Below are 23351 nucleotides of genomic sequence, written 5' to 3'. Positions count from 1 at the left end.
CGGCGGTTTTTTACAGACCGAAAGCAGCTTTTACTTTGTCAACGTAGTCGAGTTTCTCCCAGGTAAACAGCTCTACCTGTACGGATTTCTCATTTTTCTTGCCTTTGTTGAACACTTTGGTGATCACCTGCGGATCGCGGCCCATGTGACCATAAGCGGCAGTTTCGCTATAGATCGGGTTACGCAGTTTCAGGCGTTGTTCGATGGCGTAAGGACGCAGGTCGAAGATTTCTTCCACTTTCTTCGCGATAGCACCATCAGTCAGGCCCACTTTGGAAGTACCGTAAGTATTAACGTATACGCCACAAGGTTTGGCCACGCCGATAGCATAAGACACCTGTACCAGTACTTCGTCGCAAACACCGGCAGCTACCAGGTTTTTAGCGATATGACGGGTAGCATAAGCGGCGGAACGGTCTACTTTGGAAGGATCTTTACCGGAGAAAGCGCCACCACCGTGTGCACCTTTACCACCGTAGGTGTCTACGATGATCTTACGGCCTGTCAGGCCGGTATCGCCGTGCGGGCCACCGATCACGAATTTACCGGTCGGATTGATGTGGTGCTGGATATCGAAACCATCGAACAGCTGTTGCAGTTCGGGTTTCAGTTTAGCTTTTACGCGCGGGATCAGGATCTTGATCATATCTTCCTTGATCTTGGCCAGCATCTCGGTGTCGTTTGCAAAATCATCGTGCTGCGTGGAGATCACGATGGTATCGATACGAACCGGTTTGTTGTCATCGGAATATTCGATGGTTACCTGGGATTTGGCATCCGGGCGCAGATAAGTGATGTCTTTGTTTTCGCGGCGCAGCGCGGCCAGTTCCAGCAGCAGTTTGTGGGCCAGGTCGAGTGCCAGCGGCATGTAATTTTCTGTTTCGCGGGTAGCGTAACCGAACATCATACCCTGGTCGCCGGCTCCCTGTTCTTCCGGGGAAGAACGGTCCACGCCCTGGTTGATATCAGGAGACTGCTCATGGATAGCGGAAAAGATGCCACAGGAATTGGCTTCAAACATATATTCACTCTTGGTGTATCCGATTTTACGGATTACTTCGCGGGCAATATCCTGCACGTCCAGGTAAGCTTCTGACTTCACCTCTCCTGCGAGTACTACCTGCCCGGTAGTCACCAATGTTTCACAAGCTACTTTGGAAGACGCATCATATGCCAGAAAATGATCTATCAGCGCATCAGAAATCTGATCTGCTACTTTGTCAGGATGTCCTTCTGAAACTGATTCAGATGTAAATAAATAAGGCATAAAAGTATGGATTAGCGATTTTAAGGTTTTGTATAAATGATTCGCAATTTAATGTTGTACTGGGACAATTTGCTGCCTCCGGCTTTCAGGCGGTCAATATCCGGATAACCAGTGCGTACAACCTGCAGTCTGAAACCAGTATTGGTTTCCTGCTTTTTAATCAGCATCTGGAGGAATCGTCCGAGGTTGAAAGTATACTGAGCCACCTGCACACCGCCGAAGTTGGTGATGACCTGTTTGGCGCCACCGAAATAGGTATCACCGCCGGTGGTAAAGTCAATCACGTTTTTGAGGGAGTCGTTGACGCCGGTATATTGTGTGAGGCTCAGTTTTGCCGGTTCCGTAAAGATATTGTTCATATCGCCGGGGCCGACCGTGATCTGGGTGATCACCAGTTCAGCTTTGTTGATCACGGCATTGGGGAAACTTTCCAGGTTGGGGATCAGCAGGTTGGTATACAGCCCAGGGGTGCTTTGCAGGAACAGGATACTGTCTCCGTTGGCATTGCCGGTGTTGATATATTTGCTGACCTCTGCCCCGTTATAGTTACGGGCCAGGAAGTTAGCATGTCCGCTGCTGCTGCTGTTAAACGCAAAGGTGGCACGAAGCGAATCATCCGTGGAGTTCTTATAAAAAACAGTCAGCTTGGTGTTGGCGTTGTCCATATCGAAGAACATCATGTTGCGGTTGGTACCGGAAGTCGTGTCGGGTACCAGCGCAAACCCTTTCAGGTAAGCCCGGAAAGTGGAGTCGTTTTTGAAATTGACATCTGATTTCTGCTGCAGCAGGTCGTTACCGAAGGCACTGGACAGCTTAATACGCAGCTGGGCGGTTTCCTTGGTGCCGTAAATGCTGACAGAATCACGGACCGTCCGCGGCGTAACGGTCGCAGTACCCAGCAGTTCACCGGGATTGTACTGTAACGGTTTGTTATAAGCGTAATTGGAATCTATTTTAAACCCTGTTTCCGCCATTCTGTATACACGGAAAGTCTGCGGAGTGGTGGAATCTCCTTTGTAGCCCAGGTAAGCCAGGGACAATACTACAGAATCGAGGGTTTGTCCGGAACCGGCGAAGGTAAAAGCGCTAGTGGGGAGGCCTACCTGCATGAACACAAAAGCATGGCTTTTGCCAAAAACAGGATCGGTGGTAATGGAGCCAAGCGCCTTTTCATAGCGGCCGTAACCGTTTATAAAGGCCGAGTCGTATTTGTATATGTTGTTGGCGATAACGCCGTTGATCGTAGTGTCCTGTCCATTCACAAAGTCGCCCGGCGGAATAAGCCCCTTTCCGAGAATAGTGGACTCGTTGCAACCGGAAACACCGTACAACAACGCAAAAGAAGCGGCTACAAAGCTAAGGTTCCTGAAATTAATCTTCACGCGTTAAGATTGTTAGTTTAAATGAAGTTGGCGAAAATTCTCCAAAAATAGATGATTTACCAAGAGATTATTTACCCAGCAATTGATTGTAAAGCGCCAGGTAATCAGCAAGATCATCATTGTCTTTTTTATAGGGTACGATGATTTTGCCTTTTTCAGCCTTCAGTTCATCCACTACTTTTTTCTCCACCTTCTCTCCGGCCAGTATCACTGCGTCGGCATACTTGCCGGCCCCTTTGTTCAACGCGCTGTTGGTGCCCTCTTTAAAGAGCTCCAGATCTTTTTCCTTGATCTGGTTGCTGATCGTCGCCTTCTTGATAAAGGAAGCGCCCAGCTTTTCCTTGAAGCTATTGGGGGACAAAGAATAAACAATTTTGGAATGGGCGAATACCGGTTCCTTCTTGTACGCTGTTTTCAGGTACATGGGAATCAGGGAAGTCATCCATCCGCTGCAATGAATAATGTCCGGAGGCCATCCGAACTTCTTCACGGTTTCCAGGGCTCCTTTACAGAAGAATACAGCCCTGGCCGCATTGTCATCGAAAAACTCCTCGTTTTCGTCAGCAAATACGGTTTTCCGCTTGAAATAATCCTCGTTATCCAGGAAATACACCTGCAAACGGGCATTCGGCAGGGAGGCCACCTTGATGATAAGCGGGTAATCATCCCCGTCTATCACAATGTTGATTCCAGACAATCTGACCACCTCATGCAAGCGGTGTCTTCTCTCATTAATAATTCCAAATCTTGGCATGATCACTCTCACTTCCAGGCCAGCCTCATTGGACTTAATTGCCATTTTATTGACCATCGCCGCATAATCACTCAGTTCCAGGTATGGCGACATCTCTTGGGCAATAAAAAGAATTCTTTTCTTTGTGGACATTTAACGCTGATTATTAATGCAGTAATTTTTAATTTGGCTTGCAAAATTACGGATTTTTTACGGAATATTGGCCAATCTGTCAGTTTTAACATCCTTTTAAGCAATGTTTTATGTATCTATTTAAGCGCAGCAATGACCTGAAGAAGCACCTGGACCTGGTAAGAAAAAGCAACAAAAGCATTGGTTTTGTGCCTACTATGGGAGCCCTCCATAACGGACACCTGTCACTTATTCAGGCGGCCAAAAATGAAAACGACGTGGTCATCTGCAGCATTTTTGTCAACCCGACACAGTTCAATGATCCGAAAGATTTTGAAAAATATCCCGTAACAATAGAAGAGGATATTAAGAAGTTAAGTAATGCATCTACAGATATACTTTTTCTGCCATCTGTTGAGGAAATGTACCCGGAAGGATTGGCAGGTGGTGAACACTATGACTTCGGCGACCTGGAAACCATTCTCGAAGGCAAATTCCGTCCCGGCCACTTCCAGGGGGTAGGTCGTATCGTACACAAATTACTGGATATTGTGCAGCCTCACAAGCTTTTTATGGGACAAAAAGATCTGCAACAATGTTTAATAATACGTAAACTGTTACAGCTCACCAACTCAACCGTAGAATTGGTGGTTTGTCCTACCTTACGCGAACCTTCCGGCCTTGCCATGAGCAGCCGCAATGAACGCCTCTCCCCCGCCGCACGCAAAAAAGCCGCCGCCATCTACCAGGCGCTGACCAAACTGCGCGACGAATTCGGCAAAGGCCTCTTTCTCCTCGAAGCCGCCCGCGAAGCCTTCGATGAACTGAAAAAACAAGGCTTCGAACCGGAATATGTAGACATCCTCCTGCTCAAAGACGGTCACCTCAGCCATATGGACGAGCCACCAGGCGACCATACTGTCATCGCCGCCCTAGCCGCCTGGATAGACGATGTCCGCCTGATAGACAATATGGTCCTGCAGGGCGCGCTTTAGTCACGCAAAGGCGCTAAGCAGCAAAGACGCTAAGAAATTAACAAGAAAACAAAGAAAGCAAAGGAGGGGAGATGCTGTTTTAATCTCCCCTCCTTTGCTTTCTTATTTAGATCTTAAAAATCTTTGCGCTCTTTGCTGCTTGGCGCCTTTGCGTGCCCCCCTCTTTGCCGGAATACTTTTTTTTCCTAGCTTTGCGGACTGCTGATTTAGCAATTATAGTTCAGAATAATCATGCAAATAGAAATATTAAAGTGTAAGATCCACCGCGCGGTTGTCACAGAAGCGAACCTGCAGTATGTTGGAAGCATTACAATAGATGAAGACCTGATGGATGCCGCCGGCCTGATCGAATACGAAAAAGTACAGGTCCTGAACGTTAACAACGGTGAGAGACTGGAAACGTATGTGATCAAAGGCAAAAGAGGCTCCGGCGTAATCTGCATGAATGGCCCCGCCGCCCGTCTCGTAGCTCCCGGCGATGTCGTGATTATTATTTCCTATGCCACCATGGACTTTGAAGAAGCGAAGAAATATACGCCTATTGCCATCTTCCCGAAAGAAGGGAACAAATTGTAAACCCTTCGCCTCAACATATCGCTAACACCCTAAAACCACTTTGGATGATGCCCAAAACGCTTAAGAACGTCATTAAGTTTATATGCTTTTTTGGCATCGGGGTGCTCCTGATATGGCTGGTCACCAAAGACCTCACTCCGGAACAATGGGACCAGATCAGCGCTGCCCTGCGAAAGGCCAATTACTGGCTGGCCATCCCAGCCGTCATCATGGGCCTCGTCAGCCACTGGCTGCGCGCCACCCGCTGGAAGCTGCTCATGAAACCACTGGGGCACCAACCCTCCACCCTTAACACTTTCTTTGCCGTAATGGTCGGATACCTCGCCAACCTGGCCGTTCCCCGGCTCGGAGAAGTAACCCGCTGCGGCATCCTCGCACAATACGAAAAAATACCGGCCGACAAACTCGTGGGCACCATGATCGCGGAAAGAGCTGTGGACATGCTGTGCCTGCTGCTGCTCATCGCCGTCACCATCCTCACACAGATCGATGTACTGGGCGCCTACGTTCATCATGACATTTACCTGCCCATCGCCCGCAAGATTGCCAACGCCAACGGCACACAGCTGCTGCTGCTGACAGCCGCACTGATAGTGGCCATCCTCGCCCTGCTCTGGCTCCTGCGCCGGTTTGCCCGCTCCAAAGCGGCCATCACCATCAAGGCGCTGGCCAAAGGCGTAATGGAAGGCATCTTATCCATCGGTAAAATGGAGAATAAATGGTCGTTTATCCTCCAGAGCGTCCTGATATGGGGCTGCTACCTCTCACAGGTATACATCGGCTTCTACTGCCTGCAGGAAACATCCCATCTGGGCATCAGCGCCGCCCTCGCCGTACTCATGATCGGCAGCATCGGCATGATCGTCACCCCCGGCGGCATCGGCGCCTACCAGGCACTGGTACAGAAAGCCCTTGAGCTTTATGGCATCGCCTACGTGATCGGTTACGCCTTCGGCTGGATCATATGGGTGGTACAAACACTGCTCGTGGTACTGGTGGGATTCCTCAGCCTCGTGGCCCTGCCTATCCTCAACAAAAAACAATCCGCCGCACCGGCCCGGTCCTGATCCGCACTTTTAGCAATACTTTAACACCTGTGCGTGTAAGCATGGGCGTTATCCCATTGCCCGGCTCCCGGAGCTGAAGCCCCGGGCTATCGCCTGATGCCACCTTGCCCGCGGAAGATTAACTTTTGCCCCGCCGCGCGCCGGATTGCCGGCTTTTTCTTAACTTTAATTTAATGGCATCAGATCCGCGAAAGCTGTATTATCGTGGATTAAACAACGTGAATTTTTTGAATGTAAACTTGTTTGTATGACGATGCCACATACGGAGAATCTGGAAATTATGACACCAACTATAGTATCAAAAAAAAATACCGCCAAAAAAACTACGGCCAAAAAAGCACCTGCTAAAAAGACCCCGGCCCCCAAAACAACGGCGCTCCCCGCCAAAAAACTGATTCCCCGGGATATCAGCTGGCTCGCCTTCAATGCAAGAGTACTGCAGGAAGCAGCAGATACCAGCGTTCCCCTGAGAGAACGTATCCGCTTCCTGGGCATCTTCTCCAATAACCTCGACGAATTTTTCCGCGTCAGGGTAGCCACGCTCAAACGCATGATGTCTATCAACAAAGTCCATAAAATGCACCTGGAAGAAAACCCGGGCAAAATACTGGACGATATCCAGGCTATCGTAATAGACCAGCAACGGGAGTTTGACCGCATCTGGAAAGACATCGCCAATGAACTGGAAACGATGCATATTTTCCTGCGGACAGAAAAACATCTCAACCGGGAACAACAGAAATTTGTGCTCAACTACTTCAATGAACAGGTGCGCACCAATATCATCCCGCTGATGATTGAAAGCATCCAGCAGTTTCCCATCCTGCGGGACAAGTCTATCTACCTGGGCGTAGTACTGGCCCGGCAGGACAACTCCGTCAGACAGAAATTTGCACTGATAGAAATACCTTCCAACGTGCTGCCCCGCTTTATCATTCTCCCCTCCAAACAGGGCGAACATGATATCATCCTGCTGGAAGACCTGATCCGCTTCTGTCTTCCGCACATCTTCTCCTACTTCGGTTACGATAAGTTCTCTTCCCATATCATCAAGGTCACCCGCGATGCGGAACTGGACATCGACAACGATATATCAGACAGCCTGATCCACCAGATCGAAAAAGGCCTGAAAGACCGCCGCAAAGGCAAACCCGTACGTTTCGTATACGACAAGGACATCGATCCCCTGCTGCTCGAATACCTGATCCGCAGAATGGGCCTGTCCGGTAAAGACAACCTCATTCCCGGCGCCCGTATCCATAATTTCAAGGACTTTATGGATTTCCCGGAATCTATCTTCCCGCCGCATACGCACCGCAAAACCTTTATCCACCCGCTGTTTGCCGATGCTCCCAGCGTGATGCACGTCATACAGCGGCAGGATGTGATGCTGCACTTCCCCTACCACTCCTTCGATACTATTATCGACCTGCTACGGGAAGCGGCCATCGATCCGAATGTGTCTTCCATCAAGATCACTGCGTACAGGCTTGCCCGTAATTCCAAAATCGTGAACGCCCTGGTGAACGCCGCCCGCAACGGAAAACATGTGACCGTGGTACTGGAACTGCGCGCCCGCTTCGACGAAGCGGCCAACCTCGACTGGAAAACACGCCTGGAAGATGAAGGTGTAAAAGTATTCCTCGGCATTCCGGACATGAAAGTACACGCCAAACTATGCGTGATCAAAAAACGGATCGGCACCAAAACGGTACAGTGCGGCTTCGTCAGCACCGGCAACCTCAACGAAAGGACCGCACAGGTATATGGCGACCATTGCCTGCTGACGGCCAACCGCTCCGTGATCGCAGACATTAACCGGGTATTCTCCTACCTGGAGAGCCCCCGTCTCGATATCAAAATCCTGGAAGGCTGTAAAACACTGCCGGTAAGTCCGCTGAATATGCGCGACACCTACCTGCGCCTGATCGACCGGGAGATCAAGAACGCCAAAAACAAAAAGAAAGCCGGCATCGTCCTGAAGATGAACTCTCTCTCCGATTCCATCCTCATCGGCAAACTCTACGAAGCAGCCAAAGCCGGCGTAGACATCAAGATGGTGATACGGGGCATCTGCTGCGCCTATACAGAAAGTAAAAAATGGAAAAAAGATATGACCGCCGTCAGCATCGTCGATGAATATCTTGAACACGCCCGCGTGTTTATCTTCCATCACGGCGGCAGCGAGAAAGTATACATCGCCTCCTGTGACTGGATGGTGCGCAATCTCGATCACCGCGTGGAAGCAGCAGTGCCTATAACGGACCCGGATATACGTAAAGAACTGGCGGACATCATGGACATCCAGCTCAGCGGCAATGTAAAAGCCCGTATACTCGACAACGGCCAAACCAATCAGTATAAAAAAGAAGGCGATAAAAAAATCCGCACCCAGATAGAAATCTATAAATACCTGCACGACAAGCAGTACAAATAAAATTTAGTTATTTGGTTATTTAATTATTTAATTATTAAAGAGCTGTACCACAGCATGGTCCTTTAAATAATTAAATAACCAAATATTCAAATAGCCAAATGAAGTGTTATTTTTGTGTCTTAAAACAGAGGTATAATTAATGAAGTTAGCTGCGATTGATATTGGTTCCAATGCCGCCCGGTTGCTGATCTCCGAAGCATCGCCCAACAGTGCGGGAACGATGGATTTTACCAAAGTGAACCTGGTAAGAGTACCACTGCGGCTCGGTTTCGATGTCTTCGACCATGGCTCCATTTCAGAAAAAAGGACGTCTCACCTGATAGACACCATCAAAGCCTACAAGCTGTTGCTCGATGTTTACGAAGTAAAATACCTGAAAGCATGCGCGACCTCCGCCATGCGCGATGCCGCCAACGGCGCCGTGATTCTGCAGGAGGTGAGAACGCAGACCGGTATTGACATCCAGATCATCTCCGGGCAGGAAGAGGCCTCTTATATTTACGAGAACCATATCGCCGAACATCTCGATAAAACAAAATCGTACCTCTACATCGATGTAGGTGGGGGCAGCACCGAGCTCACGCTCTTCAGCGGTACCCGCCTCGTTTTCAAGGAATCATTTAATATCGGCACCATCCGCCTGTTACACCAGCAGGTACCGGACAGCGCCTGGCAACAGCTGAAAGACTTCCTCAAACAACAGCTCAGGACCATCGGGGCAGTGACTGCTATCGGGTCCGGCGGTAACATCAATAAAATATTCTCACTCTCCAAACGCAAAGAGGGCAAACCACTTTCGCTCGACACCCTGAAAGACTATTACAAAGAATTCAGCGCTTTCTCCGTAGAGGAACGTATCCACCTGTATAACCTGCGGGAAGACCGTGCCGACGTGATTGTGCCGGCGCTTCAGATATACATCAACGTGATGCGCTGGGCTGGCTCCGAAGAGATCTATGTCCCGAAGATCGGGCTGGCCGACGGGCTGATACAGGCCCTCTACCGGGAGATCGCCATTCCGGCGAACGGTTTTCAGTGACCACACATAAAATAATTTTCCTTTTTTCTTTTTATATCATAACCTTTGAGGAATTTTTGGTATAAAACAACACTGCTATGTCTGTGCATAAGGAAGCAAAGCGTATCACCACGCATGTTTTACAGAAGATGAAAGTAGACGGAGAGAAGATCTCCATGCTCACAGCCTATGATTTCTCCATGGCCAAAATATTTGACGATGCCGGAATAGACATCATACTGGTAGGCGACTCCGCCTCCAACGTTATGGCTGGCCATGAAACAACGCTGCCTATTACGCTCGATCAGATGATCTATCACGCCTCTTCCGTGATACGCGCCATCAAACGCTGCTTTGTAGTGGTAGACCTGCCTTTTGGCTCCTACCAGGGCAACTCCAAGGAAGCCCTTAGCTCCGCTATCCGCATCATGAAGGAAACCGGCGCTCATGGCATCAAAATAGAAGGCGGCGAAGAGATCATCGAGTCCGTAAAAAGAATTATTTCCGCCGGCGTGCCGGTGATGGGCCACCTCGGCCTCACCCCACAGTCCATCTATAAATTCGGTACCTACGCCGTGCGTGCCACCGAAGAAGCTGAAGCGAAGAAACTCATTGCCGACGCCAAACTCCTGCAGGAAGCCGGTTGCTTTGCTATCGTACTGGAAAAGATCCCCGCTACCCTCGCCAAGGAAGTGGCTGAAGCGGTACACATTCCGATTATCGGCATCGGCGCCGGTAAATATGTAGACGGCCAGGTGCTGGTCATGCACGATATGCTGGGCATCAACAAAGAATTCAAGCCCCGTTTCCTCCGCCGCTACCTCGATCTCTATACCGAGATCTATGGCGCTACGCAGGCCTACATCAAAGATGTAAAAACAAAAGATTTTCCGAACGACAACGAACAATATTAGCGCTCGCAGAGGGGTTCTCGCAAAGGCGCAGAGGAGCAAAGAACGCAAAGATTTTTTAAGTTTAAATAAGAAAGCAAAGGAGCGAAGATCAATTCGAATTGATCTCCGCTCCTTTGCTTTCTCTGCTCGCTTATATTTTATTCTTTGCGCTCTTTGCTCCTCTGCGCCTTTGCGAGAACCCTTTTTGCGGGAAACCTTTTTGCGGGAAAGAAAATTTTCCCTAAATTAGCTCCTTCATTATCGTCAATGAATTACCTGTTAAACATACAACTCTCTCTTCTCTCCTATCTGCGGAGCACCTGCTCCCATGTGCCATGAGTTGGAAAGGCAGGTAATATTTTTTCCCTGAACATATTTTTTTAGGCATCTCCCTGCCGGGAGTTCCTGTTGTGCTGTAACGGCCGCACCGGTAATTATTTTATATAATGCCGAATTATGCCCTGCAAACTTGGTAAATTTTACCAGGTGCTGTCCTCTTGTATAAGAGCGGGCATACTGTGCTTACGTTTCAGCCAGTATCTGCGTACAATTAATAATTCCAATAGATTATGAAACGTGTAATGATCATCGGCGCCGGCAAGATCGGCGAAACAGCAGCATTCCTGTTACAACAGTCAGGCGATTACCAGGTAACACTGGCCGACGCCAACCAGGCATTGCTGGACAAATGCACTGACGGCAACATCCGCAAGGCGAAGCTGGACGTTAACGACGCCGCAGCCCTGGAGAACGCCCTCGAGGCGCAGGACATGGTGCTGAGCGCCTGCCCTTTCTTTTTGAACGTAAAAATCGCTGCAGCTGCTGCCAAAGCGAAAACGCACTACTTCGACCTGACGGAAGATGTGGCCACTACCAACGCTATCCGTGAAATTGCACAGAACGCGGAAGTGAGCTTTATGCCGCAATGCGGGCTGGCGCCGGGTTTCATCAGCATCGCCGCTTATGATATCGCCAAACAGTTTGATACGCTGGATTCTGTAAAGCTGCGCGTAGGCGCCCTGCCACAATTCCCGACCAACAGTCTCATGTATAACCTTACCTGGAGCACCGATGGCCTGATCAACGAATACTGCAACCCCTGCGACGCCATCTATGAAGGCGAACGAAAGGAAGTAATGCCGCTTGAAGGCTACGAACGTTTTGCGCTCGACGGCATCGAATACGAAGCATTCAACACTTCCGGCGGCCTCTCTGCCCTCGCGGAAATACTGGATGGCAAAGTATACAACCTCGACTACAAAACGGTGCGGTACCCGGGCCACTGCCAGCTCATGAAAATATTGCTCAATGAGCTGAAACTCAATAAAAAGCGCGACATGCTGAAGGAAATTATGGAAGATAGCATACCTTTCACTCCGCAGGACGTGGTACTCGTATTTGTATCCGTGTCCGGTACGGTCAACGGCCGATCGGTACAACGCTCCTACTCCCGTAAGATCTACAACCAGGAAGTAGGCGGCAAAGATTTCACAGCCATCCAGCTGACCACCGCCGGTGCAGCCTGCGCCGTGATAGACCTCCACGCTAAAGGCCTGCTGCCCGGCAATGGATTTGTTAAACAGGAAGACGTAATTTTCAAAGATCTGATCAGCAACAGGTTTGCTCAGTATTATAATTAGCAGTCAGCCACAGGCTGGCCGCAGGAAGCTCAAACAAAAGCCATGTTACAAGAAGTATTAAACGGCCTGATGAGCCGTTACCAGGAGCGGGTCCCGGACGTATCAGCAGTCATCGCTGCGATGGTCCGTAAAGGATTAATCGGGAAAGCGGAAGATATCGAAAACGACCATATCGCCTTCCGTACCATGGGTGTGCCGCAACTCGGCGTACAGTCATTGGAGAAGATCTTTCTCCACTACGGCTATACGAAAATGGACCATTACTATTTCGCGTCCAAGAAGCTGGACGCATGGTGGTATGCTCCGCCATTGCCGAAATATCCGCGCATCTTTATCAGTGAGCTGCGGGTGAAAGACCTGAGCCGGCAGGCACAGGACATCATCACCAGTTACACCGATGAAGTAAAGGCAGACCCGGTAAACCTCCTCGACCTGGACGACAGCAAGGCCGTAGACACCTTCCTGCACAGTGGACTCTGGCGTACGCCGACCCTGGCTGATTTCCAGGCACTGGCCGCTGAAAGCGAATACGCTGCCTGGGTGATTTACAACCGCTATTACCTGAACCATTTTACGGTGAGCGTGCACAACCTGCCAGCAGGATACAATACCATCGCGGAGTTCAACCAGTTCCTCGAGCAAAACGGTTTTATCCTCAACGACGCCGGCGGCAAAATCAAAACCAGCCCGGACGGCAACCTGCTGCAAAGCGCCACCGTGGCGGGCATGATACCGGCATCTTTCGCCGGTGGCGACACCATTAAAATCGCCGGCTCCTATGTGGAATTTGCAGAAAGGAAAGTACTGCCGCCGTTTGCAGGGCTTCCGGCCGCAGAAATCCGTCGCGAGCACCGCCGGGAAGGCTTCGAAGCAGGTAATGCCGACAAGATCTTCGAAAGCACGTACTCCACCCAAACGAAAAAAAGTTCCTAATTTTAGTTGATCAATATATCCACCATGGCAGATGATATTTTAAAAGCTTTTGGCATCAGCGCGCGGCAGAGCGGCGTCAGTACCGGTAAACACTGGCTGGAAGCCGGCGGAGAAGACATTGTGTCCGTATCACCGGTAGACAATAAGACGATTGCCACCGTCAGGAGTGCTGACCGTAGTAACTATGACGCAGTGATCGCCGTAGCACAGGAAGCCTTCAAAGAGTGGCGCCAGTGGCCTGCTCCCAGAAGAGGAGACATCGTGCGCCAGATCGGCGAAGCACTGCGCGCCCATAAAGAACAGCTGGGCCGCCTCGTTTCCTATGAAATGGGCAAAAGCCTGCAGGAAGGTTATGGAGAAGTACAGGAGATGATCGATATCTGCGATTTCGCAGTGGGCCTCTCCCGCCAGCTCTATGGCCTGAGCATGCACTCAGAACGCCCCGGCCACCGCATGTATGAACAATGGCATCCGCTGGGCATTACCGCTATTATTTCCGCCTTTAACTTCCCCGTGGCTGTATGGAGCTGGAATTCCATGCTGGCATGGGTTTGCGGTAACGTGTGTATCTGGAAGCCTTCCGAAAAAACACCCGTGACCGCCCTGGCGTGCCAACGTATAGTCGAGACCGTATTCGCAGCCAACAATGTACCGGAAGGCGTTTGCTGCCTGGTGACCGGCGGCCGCGAAACAGGCGAATGGATGGCTAACGACCATCGTGTTCCGCTGGTATCCGCTACCGGTTCCACCCGCATGGGCAAAAGCGTAGGCGCCGCTGTAGGAGCACGTCTGGGCCGCTCTCTGCTGGAACTGGGCGGTAATAACGCCATTATCGTATCCAAAGATGCCGACCTCGACATGACCCTCATCGGCGCCGTGTTTGGCGCGGTAGGTACCGCCGGCCAACGCTGCACCTCCACCCGCCGCCTGATCATCCACGAAAGCGTGTATGACGCCTTTACCGCTAAACTGGTAAAAGCCTATGCACAGCTCCGCATCGGTAATCCGCTGGATGAGAAGAACCACGTAGGACCGCTGATCGATAAAGACGCTGTCAACGCCTACCTGAACACCATCGCACAGGTGAAAGAACAGGGCGGCTCCTTCCTCGTGGAAGGCGGCGTGCTCGAAGGCGCAGGATACGAATCAGGTTGCTACGTGAAACCCTGTATCGCTGCCGTAGAAAACACCTACGCCATCGTACAGCACGAAACCTTCGCCCCCATCCTCTACGTGATGAAATACCAAACCCTCACCGAAGCCATCGCCATGCAGAACGACGTGCCCCAGGGCCTCTCCTCTGCCATCATGACGCTGAACCTCCGCGAAGCAGAACAGTTCCTGTCTGCCGCCGGTTCAGACTGCGGCATCGCCAATGTCAACATCGGTACCTCCGGTGCAGAAATAGGCGGCGCCTTCGGCGGTGAAAAAGAAACCGGTGGCGGCAGGGAAAGCGGCTCCGATTCCTGGAAAGCATACATGCGCCGCCAGACCAATACCATCAACTACTCCGACAAACTGCCGCTGGCACAGGGCATTAAATTTGACCTGTAAACGGCAGCCACCAATAACAAAAAGGGCGTATCCACAGCTGGATACGCCCTTTTTGTTTGTGTATTTCCGGGGTTCAACCCCGGGATAGACCGCCAGCCCCGGGATACGCCACTATGGTCCCGGGTTAGCGCCTCCGGCCCGGAAAACAAAAGAGACGCCTGTTACGGCGCCTCAGCTATCATAAGTTTGTTTACTTGCAAATTGGTGGTTAATCCTTCGCCTTTTCCAGCTCCGAGGCAGTGCCCCGGAGCTTTTAAGTTTCATGTCAGGATGTGCTCCTCCCTGATCAGATTTTAAAAGCGGTTGATAAAATACAGCCTGTCTTACAGGTCCTTCCTCTACATACATCGACGTTTACAGTTTCCGGTTTCAAAGTTTTAAAAATAGTAGCGAGGTTAGAGAACCCCGCTTTTCGTTAAACGGAAACCATGCTTATGAGAAAAATATCCGATAGCGGGAAGCCATCAAATATTCTTCCGACTATAAATATTAGACTTTTTTTTGAATATTCATATTCAACTTTTGTGCTACGGCATTATTATTTCCGTGGACCTCGACAATCAAAAACTGACCAGATCCTTTATCATAAAGCGTTCTGATCGATTTTGCCTTCACCCCAAGGCTTCTGGCCATAGCCGGAATATTTTCCGGATTGCCACAAATAACAATGGTTTTACCCTTGTTTTTCTTTACAATGCAGTCCAGCACACAATCGCGGGTCTCTTCATCCCTCGTTACCCAGTAGTAAACCGGGTGTAGCTGCCGCAGCTCCGACAACGGGGCAACCGTCTGCACAGCCTTGTTCACGTAAATGGTATAGATGGCCGCCACATCAATATGCCGGAGCGCTTCGGTAAACAACCGGGTCTGGTCCCGCCCCTCTTCACTCAGGCCGGCCGATGGTGTGGCCTCTTCCTCCGCAGCATTCACAAAAATAACGGTGGTCACTTTTTCAGGGCCGGTAGCATACACCGCCGTACCGGCAGCCAGCAAGGTGGCTAGAATAGCAGTTTTCAACATAACAATCGGTTTTAAGGATGAGGTAATACAAAACAAAAACAGTACAGGGAATCTCCCTGAAAAGCACGTCTGTTGGGGAAGAGAACGTTATAGAGGAAAAGAAAGGAACCAGCGTAAAGATATGTTTTCCCCGCGATATAACAGCAGTATTATGATGGGTGGATAACAGGGCTGTTCAGCTCCCAAAACCAGATAAGAATGGCTATCCATATGATTTTCTCCCAGTTAACCACCAAATGGTGCGTTTATCATTAAAATCCGCTCGTTCTTAGTCATTTTCCATACCTTTATTGCCATCATGACATTTTAATTATTAATCATAGAACATGAAATTGTTTAGTCGAGAGGTTGCAGTCCTGGCATGTGTTGCATTGACGACGGCTGCTTTTACAACGAAATCCAGTGCCCAGAGTAAAACCCCGGTGCCCAAAAACTGGCAGTTGCTGAACTACGAGACCGACAGTGTATACGGCACCAATACCGAAAAAGCCTACAAAGAAATCCTGAAAGGGAAAAAAAGCACCCCGGTGATCGTAGCAGTAATTGACTCCGGTATTGATACCCTCCATGAAGACCTGAAAGGCATCCTGTGGACCAACCCGCGCGAAATTCCAGGCAACGGCAAAGATGACGACGGGAATGGCTATATCGATGATATTCACGGCTGGAACTTCCTCGGCGCTAAAGATGGCGGCAGTCTGAAAGAAGACTCTGATGAAGCCACCCGCGAATATTACCGCTACAAAAACAAATACGGCGACCCGGACTCCACACTGGGTAAAGATTCCAAAGAATACACCACCTGGCAGAACCTGAAACAGAAAATAGAAAAGCCCAGCTCCCAGACCAAGCTTCAGTATAAAACCATGGCCAAACTGCAGGAGAACGTCAGCAAATGTGAAAACATCCTGAAGACGTACCTGAACAAGGACGATTTTACCGTTGCCCAGCTCGACAGTATCCAGACTACCAACCAGGACGTACTGCTGGCACGTAATTTCATGACCCGCCTGCTGAAAAGCACCGGTGATGAACCCCTGCCCTTCGGTGAATTCAAAATGGAATTCGAAGGTTATATGGGCGAACTGAAAAGGAAAGCGGAGTCTACCGAAGTGCCGCCCAATCAGAACCGCGAACAGATCGTAGGCGATAAATACGACGACATCACCGATACCAACTACGGTAACAACGACGTGATGGGCAAATTCGGCTTCCACGGCACGCACGTAAGCGGTATTATCGGCGCTATGCGCAACAATGGCGTGGGCATCGACGGTGTGGCCGACAACGTTCGCATCATGGCCGTAAAAGCCGTACCTGACGGCGATGAAAGAGATAAAGACGTGGCCCTCGCGATCCGCTATGCGGTAGACAACGGCGCCCAGATCATCAATATGAGCTTCGGAAAACCTTATTCTCCGCACAAAGAATGGGTAGATGAAGCCGTTAAATACGCACAGAAGAAAGGCGTACTACTGGTACATGCTGCCGGTAACGATGGCGCCAACAACGATTCTGTGCCTAACTACCCGAACCCGGACTTCGCTGACGGCAGCCCCCGCGCTGACAACTACATCACCGTAGGCGCCTCCAGCCACGGACTGGCAGCCGATAAAGTGGCCAGCTTCTCCAACTATGGCAAAAAGAACGTGGATCTCTTCGCCCCAGGCGTACAGATCTATTCTACCATCCCCGGCGGCAACAAATACGGCAGCGCCAGCGGCACCAGCATGGCGGCACCGGTAGTAACCGGCGTAGCTGCGCTTGTACTCTCCTATTACCCGGAACTGAGCGCGCGCCAGCTGAAATACATCCTCGAAAAGAGCGCTACCCCACTCCCGGATGGCAGCAAAGAAGTCAACAAACCCGGCTCCCAGGACGAAAAAATTGACTTCACCGACCTCTCCATCAACGGCGGTATCGTGAATACTTACGAAGCCTTAAAACTGGCAGCTACCATCAAAGGAGAAAACGTGAAGAAAAAACAACACAAAGCGAAAATGAGACCGGTAAAGAAAAACTAGTCTCGCCAAGCCGTCACGCAAAGACGCAAAGCCGTCACGCAAAGACGCAAAGCAGCAAAGCACGCAAAGAAAATAAATAAGAAGACAAAGGGGCGAAGATCAGCATTTGATCTTCGCCCCTTTGTTTTCTTAATTCGCTCAATAAATTTCTTTATTTTCTTAGCTCGCTTAAATAATTCTTTGCGTGCTTTGCTGCTTGGCTGCTTTGCGTGATCATTTCACCAGTCTCAGTGACAGCGGGTATTTGTAGGAAACCCCTTCATTGGCTTTTACAGCAGCAATAATGCTGAAGATCAGGTTTACCACCCATAACAGGCCATGCAGCCCGCCCCAGCTCCAGTTCCACCCACCGTAGAACATGTTGCCGCCGGCTACCCAGTTGCCAAATGACCACAGGCCATTAAAAATGCCACCCAGCATGGATATCAGCACACTGACAAGACTGATGGTGATCTGGAAATTAATGGCTTCCTTGCCCTGGTCATCCACAAAACGGGATTCATTGCGTTTGATCAGCCATAATACCAGCACCAGAATGATATTGCCGGCAGGCCTGAAAATCGCAGAGCCCACGATGCCGCCGAGGTGAATAAAAGTGCCCCAGTTACGTTCGTCTCTTAAAGTCATAAAACAGGATTAAATAAGGGTGAGAAGATAGGAGGTTTTATCGTAATATCAAAATGGGGAAAAAAGAAAAAGAAAAAAAACTACAAACCTGTAAGCCGGATTCTGTCCCCTGGCAAGCCAGGGTTGCTATCATTTATCTGCGGTGACGCTCGCACGCCCCCTGTATCTGCCTACCCTCGGACAATCGGACGAGCAGCCCTCAAGCGTCCGTATACATGGCATTTCAGCACACAAGGTTTACCCCCACAAACAGTTACCTGCCTGCGCCGTGGGCTCTTACCCCACATTTTCACCCTTACCCCGCCGAAGCCGGGCGGTCATTTTCTGTGGCACTCTCTGTCTCCGGCAAGCCGGAGCCCACCCATTAGGTGGTGTGTTGCTCTATGCTGTCCGGACTTTCCTTCCCTTCAGACAAGCCAAAGGAACGATAGCACGGTTTGTAGTTGGAGCGCAAAGGTAGACTATTTACCTATAAATATTTTTGTCTATAAAAATATTTGCCTGTAAACATTTTTACAGGCAAATAACGATTAGCTGTTTCAACCGCGGACTATTACCGGAAAGTAATTTCTGTAGCCCCGTAGCCGTATTTGGCGTGGTACTGGTTCACGAAATTGGCAACCTCCGGCGTTTGGCGCAGGATCTGGTGAATCTCGTCTTTCAGTTTGCCCTTGCCTACTCCGTGAATTACGACCAGGCTGTGCTGATGATGACTGATGGCCAGGTCCAGGTAACGCTGAAAAGCATTGAGCTGCACCGCCAGTATAGCAATATTGCTCATTCCTTTCCAGTTTTTCTCCAGTGCCTCAATGTGCAGGTCCACCTCATGTTTAGGCTCCAGCGTGGTTTCCGGTTGCAGCTGAATTTTACTCAGCAGGCTGGCAAAGTTGCCCGAACCAATGGCTGTCACCGGTTTGGCCTTCTTTGGATTAGCCGATTCCGCCGGTGCCGGCGGTTCCGGTTCTTTATCCGGGAACCTGTCAAACAGCGGATAGGTCAGCGTGGCCTCTGCTTTGGTACGCAACTCTTCCAGCTGGGTAAACATCTGTTTGGGCTTGATCTTCCACGTCTTTTTTACAGAAGTGGCCAGCTTGGGCTGCGGCTCCTTCAGGAAAAAAGTAAACTCAAAACGGGGATTGTCATTCAGCGATTCAAAGATCAGGTCAGCCAGGTAAAAATGGTTGTATGGCTGTATCTCGTTCTTTATCTCCAGGTCCATCTGGTTGTTGAGCCATATCTGAAAATAAAAGCGCATGGCATGCGGCGTATCGTTGAACAGATGAAACTTCATCAGCTTCACCGTTTCATCATAACCGTCAAATTGATATACAGGCAGTATAGACAGGAACATGCCTTTGTCTGTCTTAAATACTTCGTATTTTTTTCTGTCTACCCTGATCTCATCTCCCGGGATCTGTTTGGGCTTCTCTTTCACCAGTTTCTGCTGGGTAAAACGATGGAAATAGGGAAAGTCTATCTGATCAAGGTATACCGGGAAAGTAGTGCCTTTCACATCTATCATCACCATATTGTCATTGACAATGTCTACTACCGTGCCTTCTTCTTTAGAGCTCAACAGTAATATCTTGTCTCCTGTTTGATATTTCATATTTGCATTCTTCTGGGCACAAAAATAGAATTTTGGCGGGGAAAAAGTGAGGAAGAAGCGGGAAGATTTGATTTTGGAAGGGGCCGTAGCTCTCCTGCGCCATTAAAATGGTGGTACTCACAGGTACGCCTATATTCAGCAGCTGGCTCAGAAATCGATGTAGGTATGCTTACGCTTCCTTTCAGGATGCCTGCGCATAAACTCATCTACCGAGATGCGTCCGCTGCCGGTTATCGCAAAAATGATCAGCAGCACCAGCACCAGGGCAGACAGGCTCAGCACCGGATACACCTGGAACAATCCTGTCCGTGATTGCACGAACAACATCGCTCCCAGCAGAATCGGGATGTTGAGCAGCGCAGCAAACCTGGTTTCCAGGCCCATGGCTATGAACAATCCGCCTACAATATGCACAAATACAATGTAGTGTGCAATGAAGAAAGCGGCAGCGACCAGCGCGGGGCTCTCGTTGATCATGGTGTCCAATGCGTCCCTGTTCATTACAAACAGTACGCCTACCGACATCAGGAAAAGGCCCAGCGCTATCCGTACAACGCTCAACCATACCGGGTGATGTGCATCACCCCATCGTACAACTCTTTGTAGCGTGTTCATAAAATGAAATTTTAAAGAACTCACTATTAAGTTACGAAAAATAACCCGGATTAGGCCTGACGGAGCTTACTGTGGCGATAGCTGTAAAGGAAATAGATAGTGAGACCAATGACCAGCCAGATGCTGAACACGATCCAGTTTTTCAGCGCGATCTCAGTCATCAGGTAAAAACAGCTGAGCAGCCCCAGTACAGGAATCAGCGACAGTTTACGCGTCGCCGAGAAAAAGGAGATCACCACCGTTACGATGACAAAGAAAAAGAAGGGAATATTGTGTTTCCATATCTCCCAGCCGCCTTCAAAAGACAGCCTGTGGCCAATTTCACCACGGAAAAGTACCAACAGCAGTATCACCAGGGCCGGCACAATGAACTGCCCGTTGATATAGGGCAACCGGAAACGTTTATCACTGGTTTTTTCCTGCGGTGGCAGCATCAGCACCCCGCCACACACCAGGATAAAGGCAAACAGCGTCCCGATGCTGGTGAGGTCCGTTACGATGGTCAGGTTCAGGAACAATGCCGGTACGCCTACAATAATACCCGTAATGATGGTGGCAAAGGAAGGCGTTTTGAACCGGGGATGGATTTTGGCAAATTTTTTAGGCAGCAGGCCGTCGCGGCTCATGCTCATCCAGATACGGGGCTGGCCGATCTGGAATACCAGCAGCACGCTGGTAGTGGCTACCACGGCGCTCACAGAAATGATATAACTGATCCCCGGCAGGTTCACTTCGTTGAACACAAAGGCCAGCGGGTCGTCTACTTTCAGCTTGTAAAAAGGCACCATACCGGTCAGCACGAACGAAATCAGCACATACAGCACGGTACAGATGATAAGTGAATAAATCATGCCCTTCGGCAGGTCGCGCTGCGGATTGGCACATTCCTCCGCCGTGGTACTCACCGCATCAAAACCGATATAGGCGAAAAACACGGCAGACACGCCTTTTAACACACCGGAGAAACCATTCGGCATGAACGGATTCCAGTTGGACGGGTTCACGTAAAAGAAGCCCAGGGCAATTACAAACAGGATCACCAGTATCTTCAGTCCTACCATGAAGTTGGCGCTGCGTTTACTTTCCCGGATACCCACATAGGCCAGGTAAGTGATCAGCACCACAATAATGAAAGCGGGCAGGTTCACGATAAAAGGGATACCAAAAATATGCGGCGCCGCTGCTACGGTAGCCTGCGAAGCGCTGTCGTAATTACTCGAAAGCCAGTCCGGCAGTGAAATGCCAAGTCCGCTCAACAGGTTATTGAAATACCCGCTCCACGAAATAGCCACGGCGATGTTACCGATGGCATACTCCAGGATCAGCGCCCAGCCGATTACCCAGGCTGCGAGTTCACCGAAAGTCACATAGGAATACGTATAAGCGCTACCGGATACCGGCACGCGGGAAGCAAATTCTGCATAACAAAGGGCCGAAAAACCGCAGGTAATAGCGGTGATGACAAACAGCAGGGACACGCCCGGACCGCCGTGAAAAGAGGCCTCACCAATCGTGGAAAAGATACCTGCGCCAATAACTGCTGCAATCCCCATCGCTGTCAGGTCTTTCACCTTCAGCACTTTATGCATGCCCACTCCTGTTTCAAGGCCGTCAGTCATTCCTTCATTGGCATCTTTCATAATAGTGGATAGGGACTTCTTTCTAAACAGCGAGTTAGACATTGGCGACGGAATTACGTTTTAAGGTAGTCTTTTAATAAAAAAATCTTGCCCAGGACCGGTGGCCGGGAAAATGAATATAGGATTATTATATTAAAAAATAATCATCTACTCATTTTTTCTCCCTCCGGTCCTGAGAAAGACGCGAATATAATGCGATTTTGGATACAAAAATTATTGCTGGCGGTTTAACAGGAAGTCCGCCAGCTCCATCAGCGGTTTTTTACGGGCAGACAGCACCGCGATGTCTTCGAGGTGTGCAAAAGCCTGTTGCTGAAAACGTTCTTTTTCTTTTTCCGCCCATGCATCTACTTTACAGCTGCGGAACAGATCGAGCACCCTGGCCACCTTATCGTCCGGATGGGTGTCCATCAGTTTTTTCAGTTCTGCTTTCTGCGCTGCATTGCAAAGCTCAAAAGCTTTCAGCAGGAGGAATGTCTTTTTGTTGACCAGGATGTCGCCACCCTGTTGTTTGCCGAATTTGTCCGGGTCTCCGAAAGCATCCAGGAAATCGTCCTGTATCTGGAAAGCGATACCGATATTTTTCCCGAAAGCGTACATATGTTCCTGGTTACCTTCGCTGCCGCCACCGATGATAGCGCCCAGCTGCAGGCTGGCTGCCAGCAATACGGAAGTCTTCAGGCCGATCATCCGCACATAGTCGTCATACTGCACCTGCTCAGGCTCCATCTGCTCAAAGTCCATGTCTATCTGCTGCCCTTCGCATACTTCGATAGCCGCCTTATTAAACACCGTGATAATGCGCTGCTTGTATTTAGACTGTACTTTGTTGAGCATCTCGTATACGTTGATCAGCATCACGTCGCCGGCCAGGATGGCGGCCGGATCGCCGTAAATAGTATGTACTGTCTGGTGTCCGCGCCGGATGGGCGCTTTATCCATGATATCGTCATGGATGAGTGTAAAGTTATGGAACAATTCTACCGCATTGCCTACCTGAAAGGCATCCTGATGCAGCTCGTCAAACAGTTCGTTGCCCATCAGGCACAGCACAGGGCGGATACGTTTTCCACCGATCTGCAGGATATGGGACGCTGCATTGTACAAACGTTTGGGTTCTTCCGGAAAATGCCATTGATCAAACTGCTGGCTGAACTGCGCTATTAACTCTTTAAATGAATGCATGTCA

Annotated in this window: 19 protein-coding genes and 1 other RNA gene; 10 read left to right on the top strand and 10 right to left on the bottom strand. The window is 49.9% G+C overall.

Annotation, left to right across the window (positions count from 1 at the left end):
• Positions 1-10 precede the first annotated feature (10 nt).
• The 3 genes from metK to B5D63_RS32100 form a co-directional block, all read right to left on the bottom strand.
• Positions 11-1267: a methionine adenosyltransferase gene (gene metK, locus B5D63_RS32110; protein ID WP_078672982.1), complete on the bottom strand. Its 1257-nt coding sequence runs from the start codon at positions 1265-1267 to the stop codon at positions 11-13.
• A 20-nt stretch (positions 1268-1287) separates the two neighbouring features.
• Positions 1288-2649: a DUF4270 family protein gene (locus tag B5D63_RS32105; protein WP_078672981.1), complete on the bottom strand. Its 1362-nt coding sequence runs from the start codon at positions 2647-2649 to the stop codon at positions 1288-1290.
• Positions 2650-2716: 67 nt separating this feature from the next.
• Positions 2717-3535, bottom strand: coding sequence for a glycogen/starch synthase (locus tag B5D63_RS32100; protein WP_078672980.1), 819 nt, complete (start codon positions 3533-3535; stop codon positions 2717-2719).
• A 110-nt stretch (positions 3536-3645) separates the two neighbouring features.
• Between B5D63_RS32100 and panC the strand changes: the two genes are divergently transcribed.
• The 9 genes from panC (at position 3646) to amaB (ending at position 14627) form a co-directional block, all read left to right on the top strand.
• Positions 3646-4509 (top strand): pantoate--beta-alanine ligase, encoded by an 864-nt coding sequence (gene panC / locus B5D63_RS32095; RefSeq protein ID WP_078672979.1) that lies wholly within the window; start codon positions 3646-3648, stop codon positions 4507-4509.
• Between the two features lie 231 nt (positions 4510-4740).
• Positions 4741-5085 carry an aspartate 1-decarboxylase gene (gene panD / locus B5D63_RS32090; RefSeq protein ID WP_078672978.1) on the top strand — a complete coding sequence of 115 codons (345 nt, stop codon included), beginning with the start codon at positions 4741-4743 and terminating at the stop codon, positions 5083-5085.
• Positions 5086-5129: 44 nt separating this feature from the next.
• Positions 5130-6152 carry a lysylphosphatidylglycerol synthase transmembrane domain-containing protein gene (locus B5D63_RS32085; RefSeq protein ID WP_078672977.1) on the top strand — a complete coding sequence of 341 codons (1023 nt, stop codon included), beginning with the start codon at positions 5130-5132 and terminating at the stop codon, positions 6150-6152.
• A gap of 280 nt (positions 6153-6432) precedes the next feature.
• On the top strand, positions 6433-8589 hold the full coding sequence (gene ppk1 / locus B5D63_RS32080; RefSeq protein WP_143313254.1) for a polyphosphate kinase 1: 2157 nt from the start codon (positions 6433-6435) through the stop codon (positions 8587-8589).
• Between the two features lie 139 nt (positions 8590-8728).
• Positions 8729-9628 (top strand): Ppx/GppA phosphatase family protein, encoded by a 900-nt coding sequence (locus tag B5D63_RS32075; RefSeq protein ID WP_078672975.1) that lies wholly within the window; start codon positions 8729-8731, stop codon positions 9626-9628.
• Between the two features lie 77 nt (positions 9629-9705).
• The gene (gene panB, locus B5D63_RS32070; RefSeq protein ID WP_078672974.1) at positions 9706-10521 is read left to right on the top strand and encodes a 3-methyl-2-oxobutanoate hydroxymethyltransferase; all 816 of its coding nucleotides are present in this window, start codon (positions 9706-9708) and stop codon (positions 10519-10521) included.
• Between the two features lie 548 nt (positions 10522-11069).
• A complete protein-coding gene (locus B5D63_RS32065; protein ID WP_078672973.1) occupies positions 11070-12140 on the top strand; it encodes a saccharopine dehydrogenase family protein in 1071 nt (356 codons plus the stop codon).
• Between the two features lie 42 nt (positions 12141-12182).
• Positions 12183-13073: a DUF1338 domain-containing protein gene (locus B5D63_RS32060; protein WP_078672972.1), complete on the top strand. Its 891-nt coding sequence runs from the start codon at positions 12183-12185 to the stop codon at positions 13071-13073.
• A 24-nt stretch (positions 13074-13097) separates the two neighbouring features.
• Positions 13098-14627 (top strand): L-piperidine-6-carboxylate dehydrogenase, encoded by a 1530-nt coding sequence (gene amaB / locus B5D63_RS32055; protein ID WP_078673064.1) that lies wholly within the window; start codon positions 13098-13100, stop codon positions 14625-14627.
• Between the two features lie 489 nt (positions 14628-15116).
• Here the strand turns inward: amaB and B5D63_RS32050 are convergent, their stop codons facing one another.
• Entirely contained in the window at positions 15117-15647 is a 531-nt protein-coding gene (locus B5D63_RS32050; protein WP_078672971.1) for a histidine phosphatase family protein, read from the bottom strand.
• Between the two features lie 326 nt (positions 15648-15973).
• Between B5D63_RS32050 and B5D63_RS32045 the strand changes: the two genes are divergently transcribed.
• Positions 15974-17671, top strand: coding sequence for a S8 family peptidase (locus B5D63_RS32045; RefSeq protein ID WP_078672970.1), 1698 nt, complete (start codon positions 15974-15976; stop codon positions 17669-17671).
• Positions 17672-17884: 213 nt separating this feature from the next.
• Here the strand turns inward: B5D63_RS32045 and B5D63_RS32040 are convergent, their stop codons facing one another.
• The 6 genes from B5D63_RS32040 to B5D63_RS32015 all read right to left on the bottom strand — a co-directional run bounded on the left by B5D63_RS32040 (position 17885) and on the right by B5D63_RS32015 (position 23347).
• Positions 17885-18298 (bottom strand): DUF4870 domain-containing protein, encoded by a 414-nt coding sequence (locus tag B5D63_RS32040; protein ID WP_078672969.1) that lies wholly within the window; start codon positions 18296-18298, stop codon positions 17885-17887.
• Between the two features lie 75 nt (positions 18299-18373).
• Positions 18374-18742, bottom strand: an RNA gene (gene rnpB / locus B5D63_RS32035) — RNase P RNA component class A.
• 109 nt (positions 18743-18851) lie between these two features.
• Positions 18852-19907, bottom strand: a complete 1056-nt coding sequence (locus tag B5D63_RS32030) for a Smr/MutS family protein (protein WP_078672968.1) — start codon at positions 19905-19907, stop codon at positions 18852-18854.
• A 147-nt stretch (positions 19908-20054) separates the two neighbouring features.
• Positions 20055-20522: a DoxX family protein gene (locus tag B5D63_RS32025; RefSeq protein WP_078672967.1), complete on the bottom strand. Its 468-nt coding sequence runs from the start codon at positions 20520-20522 to the stop codon at positions 20055-20057.
• Positions 20523-20572: 50 nt separating this feature from the next.
• Complete coding sequence (locus tag B5D63_RS32020) at positions 20573-22204, bottom strand: amino acid permease (RefSeq protein WP_078672966.1); 1632 nt, start codon at positions 22202-22204, stop codon at positions 20573-20575.
• A gap of 171 nt (positions 22205-22375) precedes the next feature.
• Positions 22376-23347, bottom strand: coding sequence for a polyprenyl synthetase family protein (locus tag B5D63_RS32015; protein ID WP_078672965.1), 972 nt, complete (start codon positions 23345-23347; stop codon positions 22376-22378).
• Between the last annotated feature and the right edge of the window lie 4 nt (positions 23348-23351).

It is taken from the genome of Chitinophaga eiseniae (assembly GCF_900167135.1).
Taxonomy (GTDB): Bacteria; Bacteroidota; Bacteroidia; order Chitinophagales; family Chitinophagaceae; genus Chitinophaga; species Chitinophaga eiseniae.
The sequence above is the reverse complement of the archived record's forward strand: the minus strand, read 5'-3'. Positions and strand labels throughout refer to the sequence as shown.

What these genes read in the sequence shown, in the direction of transcription:
- metK (WP_078672982.1), bottom strand. Translation starts at nt 1,267, where the DNA reads ATGCCTTATTTATTTACATCTGAATCAGTTTCAGAAGGACATCCTGAC.
- B5D63_RS32100 (WP_078672980.1), bottom strand. Translation starts at nt 3,535, where the DNA reads ATGTCCACAAAGAAAAGAATTCTTTTTATTGCCCAAGAGATGTCGCCA.
- panC (WP_078672979.1), top strand. Translation starts at nt 3,646, where the DNA reads ATGTATCTATTTAAGCGCAGCAATGACCTGAAGAAGCACCTGGACCTG.
- panD (WP_078672978.1), top strand. Translation starts at nt 4,741, where the DNA reads ATGCAAATAGAAATATTAAAGTGTAAGATCCACCGCGCGGTTGTCACA.
- B5D63_RS32085 (WP_078672977.1), top strand. Translation starts at nt 5,130, where the DNA reads ATGATGCCCAAAACGCTTAAGAACGTCATTAAGTTTATATGCTTTTTT.
- ppk1 (WP_143313254.1), top strand. Translation starts at nt 6,433, where the DNA reads ATGACACCAACTATAGTATCAAAAAAAAATACCGCCAAAAAAACTACG.
- B5D63_RS32075 (WP_078672975.1), top strand. Translation starts at nt 8,729, where the DNA reads ATGAAGTTAGCTGCGATTGATATTGGTTCCAATGCCGCCCGGTTGCTG.
- panB (WP_078672974.1), top strand. Translation starts at nt 9,706, where the DNA reads ATGTCTGTGCATAAGGAAGCAAAGCGTATCACCACGCATGTTTTACAG.
- B5D63_RS32065 (WP_078672973.1), top strand. Translation starts at nt 11,070, where the DNA reads ATGAAACGTGTAATGATCATCGGCGCCGGCAAGATCGGCGAAACAGCA.
- B5D63_RS32060 (WP_078672972.1), top strand. Translation starts at nt 12,183, where the DNA reads ATGTTACAAGAAGTATTAAACGGCCTGATGAGCCGTTACCAGGAGCGG.
- amaB (WP_078673064.1), top strand. Translation starts at nt 13,098, where the DNA reads ATGGCAGATGATATTTTAAAAGCTTTTGGCATCAGCGCGCGGCAGAGC.
- B5D63_RS32050 (WP_078672971.1), bottom strand. Translation starts at nt 15,647, where the DNA reads ATGTTGAAAACTGCTATTCTAGCCACCTTGCTGGCTGCCGGTACGGCG.
- B5D63_RS32045 (WP_078672970.1), top strand. Translation starts at nt 15,974, where the DNA reads ATGAAATTGTTTAGTCGAGAGGTTGCAGTCCTGGCATGTGTTGCATTG.
- B5D63_RS32040 (WP_078672969.1), bottom strand. Translation starts at nt 18,298, where the DNA reads ATGACTTTAAGAGACGAACGTAACTGGGGCACTTTTATTCACCTCGGC.
- B5D63_RS32030 (WP_078672968.1), bottom strand. Translation starts at nt 19,907, where the DNA reads ATGAAATATCAAACAGGAGACAAGATATTACTGTTGAGCTCTAAAGAA.
- B5D63_RS32025 (WP_078672967.1), bottom strand. Translation starts at nt 20,522, where the DNA reads ATGAACACGCTACAAAGAGTTGTACGATGGGGTGATGCACATCACCCG.
- B5D63_RS32020 (WP_078672966.1), bottom strand. Translation starts at nt 22,204, where the DNA reads ATGTCTAACTCGCTGTTTAGAAAGAAGTCCCTATCCACTATTATGAAA.
- B5D63_RS32015 (WP_078672965.1), bottom strand. Translation starts at nt 23,347, where the DNA reads ATGCATTCATTTAAAGAGTTAATAGCGCAGTTCAGCCAGCAGTTTGAT.